The organism is Catenulispora pinisilvae, assembly GCF_015356865.1.
Lineage (GTDB): Bacteria > Actinomycetota > Actinomycetes > Streptomycetales > Catenulisporaceae > Catenulispora > Catenulispora pinisilvae.
Genome location: NZ_JAAFZA010000359.1, coordinates 1 through 7,760, shown reverse-complemented (window position 1 = coordinate 7,760; position 7,760 = coordinate 1). Strand labels below are relative to the sequence as shown.

At 72.8% G+C, this 7,760-nt stretch carries 6 protein-coding genes; 2 read left to right on the top strand and 4 right to left on the bottom strand.

The features are described from left to right. Positions 1 to 2,933: ATP-binding SpoIIE family protein phosphatase (locus IZR01_RS46490; protein ID WP_194927562.1), on the bottom strand; the 2,933-nt coding region annotated here is incomplete at its 3' end. A 343-nt stretch (positions 2,934 to 3,276) separates the two neighbouring features. Here IZR01_RS46490 and IZR01_RS46485 point away from each other — a divergent pair. After that, positions 3,277 to 3,915 carry a cellulose binding domain-containing protein gene (locus IZR01_RS46485; RefSeq protein WP_194899865.1) on the top strand — a complete coding sequence of 213 codons (639 nt, stop codon included), beginning with the start codon at positions 3,277 to 3,279 and terminating at the stop codon, positions 3,913 to 3,915. 325 nt (positions 3,916 to 4,240) lie between these two features. Here the strand turns inward: IZR01_RS46485 and IZR01_RS46480 are convergent, their stop codons facing one another. The 3 genes from IZR01_RS46480 to IZR01_RS46470 all read right to left on the bottom strand — a co-directional run bounded on the left by IZR01_RS46480 (position 4,241) and on the right by IZR01_RS46470 (position 6,922). Beyond that, positions 4,241 to 4,903 carry a hypothetical protein gene (locus tag IZR01_RS46480; RefSeq protein ID WP_194927561.1) on the bottom strand — a complete coding sequence of 221 codons (663 nt, stop codon included), beginning with the start codon at positions 4,901 to 4,903 and terminating at the stop codon, positions 4,241 to 4,243. A 287-nt stretch (positions 4,904 to 5,190) separates the two neighbouring features. After that, positions 5,191 to 5,763: a chaplin gene (locus tag IZR01_RS46475; protein WP_194899934.1), complete on the bottom strand. Its 573-nt coding sequence runs from the start codon at positions 5,761 to 5,763 to the stop codon at positions 5,191 to 5,193. A gap of 169 nt (positions 5,764 to 5,932) precedes the next feature. After that, positions 5,933 to 6,922: a TIGR03557 family F420-dependent LLM class oxidoreductase gene (locus IZR01_RS46470; RefSeq protein WP_323746778.1), complete on the bottom strand. Its 990-nt coding sequence runs from the start codon at positions 6,920 to 6,922 to the stop codon at positions 5,933 to 5,935. 155 nt (positions 6,923 to 7,077) lie between these two features. Between IZR01_RS46470 and IZR01_RS46465 the strand changes: the two genes are divergently transcribed. Next, positions 7,078 to 7,760, top strand: a 683-nt coding sequence (locus IZR01_RS46465; protein WP_194927560.1) for a hypothetical protein, incomplete at its 3' end; no start/stop codon positions are given.

Sequence of the window (7,760 nt, the reverse complement as noted above, 5' to 3'; positions counted from 1 at the left end):
GCGCCCATCTCAGCCCAGACAATCTTCCCCCGCTCCGTAGGCCGTACCCCCCACCGCTGCGAAAGCTGAGCCACTATCAACAGCCCGCGATGCCGCTCATCCATAGCCTGAGTAACCGCCGGCCGCGGGATCCGCCCGTCGCAGTCGGCTACCTCCACCATCAGGCGCCCGGGGTGTGAGCGCAGCGCCAGTTGGCTGGTCGTCGCGGCGTGCTGGGTCGCGTTGGTGACCAGTTCCGTCACCACCGACAGCACGTCGTCCGTGAGGTGGTTCAGTTCCCAGTCCTCCAACGTCGCCGTCACGAACCGGCGTGCCGCCCGCGCCGCCATCGGGTCGGGGTCCAGGTCCAGGGCCGCCTTGCGGATGCGGGTCGGGCGGGTTCGGACCATCAGGAGTGCCACGTCGTCGTGTTCGTCGCCGGACAGCATCGCGTGCAGCAGGCGGTCGCAGGTGCGTTGCACGGTCTCCGCGCCGAGCGGGGCGGATGAGACCGCGGCCGAGGCTGCGCCCAAGCCCGAACCCGACCCCGACCCCAAAGACGACGACAGCCCTACCGCGCCAGGCCCGTCGTCAGACCGCACCAGCTCCGTGGACAGCCGGTTCAGGCGCTCGGTCAGCGGGGCGTTGTGGCACTCGACCAGCCCGTCGGTGTACAGCAGCAGCCTGCTGCCGCCGGCCAGGGGCTGGATCACCTCGTCGAACACCGCCTCCTCGATGCCCAGCGGCATCCCGAGGTCGTCCTCCAGCAGGTGTGCCGTGCCCTCCGGGGTGATCAGCGCCGGTGGCATGTGGCCGGCGCTGGCCCAGGTCAGGACCTCCTCGGCCGGGTCGTAGACCGCGTAGACGCAGGTTGCGATCTGTTCGGCGACGCCGTCGTCGCCGGCCGCGCCGAGTGCGCCGATGCCGGCCGGGTGGGTGCCGGTCGCGCTCAGTGTGCTCACCGCGGACGAACTGCTGGCCGCCGAGGCGGGCATGGTGCAGACCAGGCGGTTCAGCAGGTGCATGATCTGTCCCGGGGGCAGGTCCATCACCGCGTAGGCGCGTACCGCGGTGCGGAGCTGGCCCATGATCGCCGCGGCCTTGATGCCGCGGCCCATCACGTCCCCGATGACCAGTGCCACCCGGCCGCCGGACAGCGGGATCACGTCGAACCAGTCGCCGCCGACCTGGGTGCCCTGGGCGCCGGGCAGATACGTGAACGCGATCTCCAGCTCGGCCAGCTGCGGCGGATACGCCGGCAGCAGGGAGTTCTGTAGCTCCACCGCGGTCTCGCGCTCCAGCCGGTACAGCCGCGCGTTGTCCATCGCCGAGGCCGCCTGGCCGGCGATGCCCTTGACGATCTGCTCGTCGCGCTCGGTGAACCGGTTCGGCTCGGAGTGGCCGAAGTACATCGAGCCCAGCACCGTGCCGCCGATGGTGGTGATCGGCAGCGCCAGGAACGACTTCACCGGCGGGTGCCCCGGCGGCAGGCCGTGGAACGGCGCGCGCTGGCCGTAGCGGGGGTCGGCGGTGACGTCGCCGGAGCGGATCGGCGCCGTGCCCGGGAACGCCGCCCCGACCAGCGAGGTCGGCCGGGGCATCGGCAGGTTCTCGAACCGCTCGACCGGAATCTTCCCGGCCAGTGCGAACCGGGTCTGGGCCTGGCCGTTGGTGGAGGTCAGGGTGTAGAAGCAGGACCCGAACTCGGCGTCGATCGCGGTGGTGGCGGCGTCGGTGGCGAGCTTGGCGATCTTGCGGGTGTCCAGCTCCCGGTGCAGCGACTGCCCGATCATGTAGAGCGTCTCGACGATCCGCGTTTCCTGCGTCAGCCGCCGCTGCGAGGCCCGCAGTTCGGCCTCGGCCGCCAGCGCCGCGGCGTTGCCGTCGCCGGGGGCGGTGGGCACCGAGGAGGACGACGGCGGCGGCGCGGAGGCTTGCTGCGGCACCAGCGGCGCTGGCGCCCGGTGCCCGGTGCCCGTGCCGGTGCCGTTGGACCCCGCAGCCGGAGCCGGGCTCGCGCCGTTGCCGCCCGCCACGCCGTTCCCGGCCGCACCGTTCCCGGCCGCACCGGTGCTCCGCACCCCGGTCCCGGTCCCATTGCTCGTGCCGTTCCCGTTACGGGCCCCGAACACCTGGTGCCCGGCCGCCGGGGCGGACGGGGCGAACAAGGGTGCTGCCAGCAGCGGCGTCAGCGCCAGCCGGATCGCCGCGGCCAGAGTGCGGAAGTGCGTCGCGGTCTCGGCCGGGATCCGAACCCGCGAATACAGCAACGCCGTGTACAGCGATGTGTTCCGCACCCCGGGCAGATCCGGGTGGTCCGGCCCGCCAGAGTCCAGCACCGCGCCCAGCGCGATCGCCGAGCGGATCTGGTAGTCGCGCACGAACTCCGGCGTCGGCACATAGGGGCTGCCCAACGCCTCCGGGACGTGGAAGACGTCGAACCGGTCCCGCAGCCGCGCGTGCAGCCCCGCCGCCTCGTTGTTGCCGTTCGCCCGCCCCGGCGCCGGCTCAGCCGCCGGCTGCAAGCCCAGCAGCCGGTCCAGCAACGCCAGCGCCAGCGGAGCGCGCCGCACCACGTCCGAGGCCGACAGCGGGATCGCCTGGTGGTCCCGGCTGTTGCGGCGGTCCCCCCAGTGCGGGTGGTCGCCGGAAGTGGCCAGCAGCGTCAGATACGGCAGCCCGTCGTCGTTCGCGGCGGCGGCCGGGTCCCGGGTGGCGACGTAGGAGTGCAGATCGGGGGTGAGGCGGTCCCAGGTGACGGTGTGGAACATCCGGGCCAGCGCGAACGCCGGCCGGCCGGTCGAAGGATCGGTGAAGGCGTGCCGCAGCCACTCCACGATGGCCGCCGAGCCCTCCTCCATGGTCGTGGCCCCGGCCGTGGCGGCCCGGAGTTCGCCGGAGGCGACGACCATGTCGGTGACCGAGAAACCGGAGAGGTCGAACGCCGACGCCATTCCCGCCGTCCTGTGGGTGGTCCGTGCGGACCCCGGCGGGGGCCCAGACACAATCATGCCGACACATCCTCACCGTGCGCGGTCGTTCGCCCTACCCGGCGCGGCGTTCCCGCTCGGTCGGGTGGCCGCTCCACCAGCGGCCCGGCCACGGACGTTGTGCCCCGCACCGGCTTCGGCGATAGCTTGTGCCCCCGATCGTGGCACCCGGCCGCGAAGAACACGGCAATGCTGGCCGAACTGTACCCGATGGGGGGATGTACGGGGGCAGACATCGCGATACCGGGCGAAACCGGATCGCCGGGCCGGGGAACGGACGCGGAGGACGAGGAGGAGTCGAGGCACAGTGGGTGAGCACACGACGGGGCTTGCGGAACGCTGGGGCGGCCGCACCGTGCGGTGGGCCGTGATCGGCGCGCTGGCCGCGGCGGCCGGCTGTGCGGGGCTGCTGGTCCTGGGCCGGCTCGGCCCGGACCGGGACGCGTCGTCGTCGGACTGCGGCGTGGTCTGCCAACCAGGTCCCAGGGCCCTGATCCCGGGCGCGCCGGGGACCGCCGGCCCGGGGCCGCGGACCAGCCGCACCCCGCCCGCGCAGCCGACCGGGTCGGCCCCTGTGCCCGCCGCGACATCCTCCGCTCCCGTCTCAGCCTCCGCACTCGTGCAGTTCAAGGTAACCAGTCATTGGGACGACGGCTATCGCGCCGACGTCACGATCACCGACACCGGCCGGGCTCCGCTGACCGGCTGGCACCTGACGTTCCACGTCACCGGCGCGCGCCTGCACCAGCCCACGGACACCGGCGAGACCGCGATGGCCGGCGACGTGGTCAGCGTCACGCCGGCACCCTGGCGGCAACCGCTGGCCGCCGGCGCCCAGGCGGTGTTCGGCATGGGGTTCGACGGGGTCCTGGCCGCGCCCGGGGGCTGCGTGTTCGACGGTGCGCCGTGTGCGATGCAGTACGTGAACACGGTGCCAGGACAATGATTCCGCAGCTCGCCCGGATGTCAAACCACTGACAAAGTTGAGGCTGCGGGGGTTGGTGGGGTTCTCTGGGGTTCTCCGGGGTTCTTCGGGACGATGATGCGAGGTCGCCGGGCTCGGGCCGGGTCTGAGGCGGGTCCGAGGCGGGTTTGAGCCAGGGTTTGAGCGGGACCTGAGCCGGGCCCGATCCGAGCCCGACCCGACCCGAGAGCCGGGTCAGGGCCCGGTCGGTGTCGGCTAGTGCTCGCTCAGCACCCGCTCAGCACCCGCTCGGTACCCGCTCAGCGCCTGCTCAGGCGCCTGGTCTGGCGCCTGCTCTCGTGCCCGCTCAGTGTCGTCCGAGGCCGAGCACCGTCCCGGTCACGGTCCCCAGCGTCCCGAGCACCCCGCCCAGCAGACCGCCGAGGCCGCCGTCACCGCCGCCGCTGCCACCGTCACCGCCGCCCTCGCCGGGCTGCGACGGGGTGGTGGTCGGCGGGGCCGGCCAGGTCGGGGTGCTGATCGGGGTACTGACCGGAGCGCTCGGCGCCGAGGTCGGCACGCTGGTCGGGGCGCCGGTCGGCAGGCCGCTCGTCGGCGGATCGGTCGGCCGGGAGCGCAGCACCGGCGGGGGCGTCGTCGAGCCCTGCGTCGGCAGCGGCGTGCTGACCGGCTCGAAGCCGCGCGTCGGGGCGGCGTGCGTGGGTTGGTACTGTATGCGCGGATTCGTCGCGACGTCCGTGGGGGTCACCGACCCCGTCGGGTCCGGGGTTACCGGGTCCGCGACGTCCGACACCGGCGTGTCGCCGGTCACCACCACCGCCGGGTCCGCGCCCGCGGTGGTCCTGGCCGAAGCCGGCGCGGTCTGGGCCGTCCCGGCCGCGGCGGGGGTGCCCCCGGTGTGCATCACGGTGGCCACCGCGGTCACCGCCCCGATGCCCGCGGCACCGCCCAGCAGCGTCTCAGCGGCCTTGCGTATCGGACCGGGTTTCCTGTGCCGGGTCGCCGCCACGCGCCCCCACCTCCCAAGCTGCGCCGCACCCACCGGGGGCTGCGGATCTGACAGTCAGTGTGCTGTCAGCCGCGGGGCGTGCGCGCCGCGCCAACCCCGCGTTCCCCCGAAAGAGCGATCAAAAGACCCCGGAAAGTCCGGGTCCGGGCGCCGGGCGCCGAACACGGTGGCCGGACCCGGGGGAGCGGTGCACAATGTGCGCCCGCACCCTCCCGAGCTCGGATGTCGCGGTGTTTGTCAGCATTCGACAGGGTTCGTCAAAGCCCGTAGAGGCTCGTCAAGGCCCGTCAGCGGTTGACGCAGTGGTTGTCGTCCGCGCCGGTATCGAAGGCACCCACCACGAACGCGTCGCCGCACGCCTGGATCGGCGCGTTCACCGAGGCCTGCACCACGTCGCCGGACACCGCGCCCGGGTCGTCCGCGGTGGCGCCCACGGCCGTCGCCGAGGTGTGCACGTCGTCGCAGGAGTTCCCCTCGGCCTCGGTTTGGACGCCGGCCGCCGCGCCGGTCAGGCCGCAGCCCTGCACCGGGGCGTCCAGCGCGCCGCCGACCACGTCGCCGGAGACCGCGCCCGGGTCGTCCGCGGCCGCGCCGCGGATCGAGGCGTGGTTGTCCCAGGTGGTGCAGCGGTTGTCGAGCGCGTCTTGCAGCGCCGTCGCGGCACCGCCGGCGTCCCCGCACACCTGCACCGGCACGTCGGCCGCGCCCTGCGCCACGTTGCCGGCCGCCAGCCCCGGGCTGTCGGCGGCCACGCCCTCGGTGCCGGCCGAGTCGGCCGCCGCGGCGACGCCCGCGCCGGAGACCATCATCGAGCCCGCGGCCAGCGAGAGCAGCAGACCCTTCTTCACGAACCCGTGCATGGTTGTTCCTTGGGGATCGACGAAAGGGGGCGTCCACGCGCCCCCTCGGTGATCGAGAACGAACCTCCGCGCCCGGGGTTGCGGGGTGTGGCGCGCCGGGGCCCGGATGTCAGCCATCCGGGCCAGTCGGCCGACCATCACACCGGTGCGGGCGAACTACCGCCCGCGACTACCGCGTCAGCTTCGGCAGCACCTCGCGCCCGAACGCCTCGATCCACTCGGCCTGGTTCCGCCCCACGTTGTGCAGGTAGATCCGGTCCACCCCGAGGTCCAGGAAGGCCTGGATGGAGGCGCGGTGCACGTCGGGGTCGGAGGAGATGACCATCCGGCCGTCGAAGTCCTCCGGCCGCACCAGCTTGGCCATCTGCTCGAAGTCGAACGGCGAGCGGATGTCCTGCTTGGGGAACTTCATGCCGCCGTTGGGCCACTCGGTCACCGCGTTGGCCAGCGCCTCCTCGTCGGTCGGCGCCCAGGACAGGTGCAGTTGCAGGATCTTCGGCATGGTGTCCGGGTCCTTGCCGGCCTTGCGCGCGCCGGCCGCGAAGTTCTCGAATACCCCGGCGACCTTGGAGTGCGCCGCGCCCGGGGTGATGATCCCGTCGCACAGCTCGCCGGTCTTGCGCGAGGTGTAGGGGCCGGCGGCGGCGATGTAGATCGGCGGCGGGGTCGCGGGCATCGTCCACAGCCGGGTGGTCTCCAGCGTGAAGTACTTGCCGGAGTGCTTCACGTCCTTGCCGGTGAACAGCTTGTTGATCACCTCGACGGCCTCGAACATCATCGCCACCCGGGTCGGCGCCTCGGGCCAGTACCCGCCGATGATGTGCTCGTTCAGGGCCTCCCCGGACCCCAGGCCCAGCCAGTGCCGCCCGGGGTACATGGCCTCCAGCGTCGCCGAGGCCTGAGCCACCATCGCCGGGTGCATCCGGAAGGACGGACAGGTCACCCCGGGCCCGAGGTCCGTCGTGGTGCGCTCGCCCATGGCGGTCAGCACGTTCCAGACGAACGGCGCGTTGCCCTGCTGCGGCACCCAGGGCTGGAAGTGGTCGGCGGCCATGGTGCCGGTGAAGCCGTGCTGTTCGGCCAGCGCCGAGTAGTCCGTGACCTCGATCGGCCCGAACTGCTCCAACATGGCCGCGTAACCGATGTGCGGTGCGCTCACGACTAGGGCTCTCCCTACTGAACTGAATATTCACTGTTGCTACAGCCGACCTTAGAGCCGGACCCCGCACCTGTCGTGCGCATCGGCTGTGGGATGCGGCACGCGTGGCCGGAACGTTCAAGACCGCCCAGGTGGCCGCGGGTAGCTTCGGCGGCATGAACCAGAACGAATCTGAGACCGCGTCTGAGACCGCGTCTGAGACGGCATCTGAGAACGCATCCGCGTTGGAGCGAGCCGCGGCGTTCCTGTGGACCTCCGGGCGCGTCTTGGAACAGCGGCGCTTCGAGGTGTTGTTCGGCACCGCACCGGACGGCTCCGGCCTGGCCGCCGCCCTGGCGGCCTACCGCACCCCGGACGGCGGCTACGCGTACGGGCTCGAACCCGATGTCCGCGGCCCGGCCCCGCAACCACTGGCCGCCGCGACCGCCCTGATCGTCCTGGAGGACGCCGGCCGCCTCGACGCCACGACCGTGCCCGGAATCCTGGACTGGCTGACCACGGTCACCACCCCCGAAGGCGGCGTCCCGGCGATCCTGCCGACCCTGGCCGCCTACCCGCGGCCCCCGTGGCTGCCGGTCAGCGACCACCCGGCCGCCGACCTCCTCGCGACCGGCCAGATCCTGGCCCCGGCGCTCCGCAGCGGAGTCACCCACCCCTGGATCCCCGCCGCCCTGGCCTCCGCCCGCCGCGAAGTCGAGGCGCTGGAACAGACCCATCCCTACGGCGTCGAGGCGGCACTGCTGTTCCTCGATGCCGCCCCCGATCGCGCCTGGGCCACCGCACAGGCCGACCGCCTCGGCAAACTGGTCCGCGAGCAACGCACAGTCCTGCTCGACCC

What these genes read in the sequence shown, in the direction of transcription:
- IZR01_RS46475 (WP_194899934.1), bottom strand. Translation starts at nt 5,763, where the DNA reads ATGCACGGGTTCGTGAAGAAGGGTCTGCTGCTCTCGCTGGCCGCGGGC.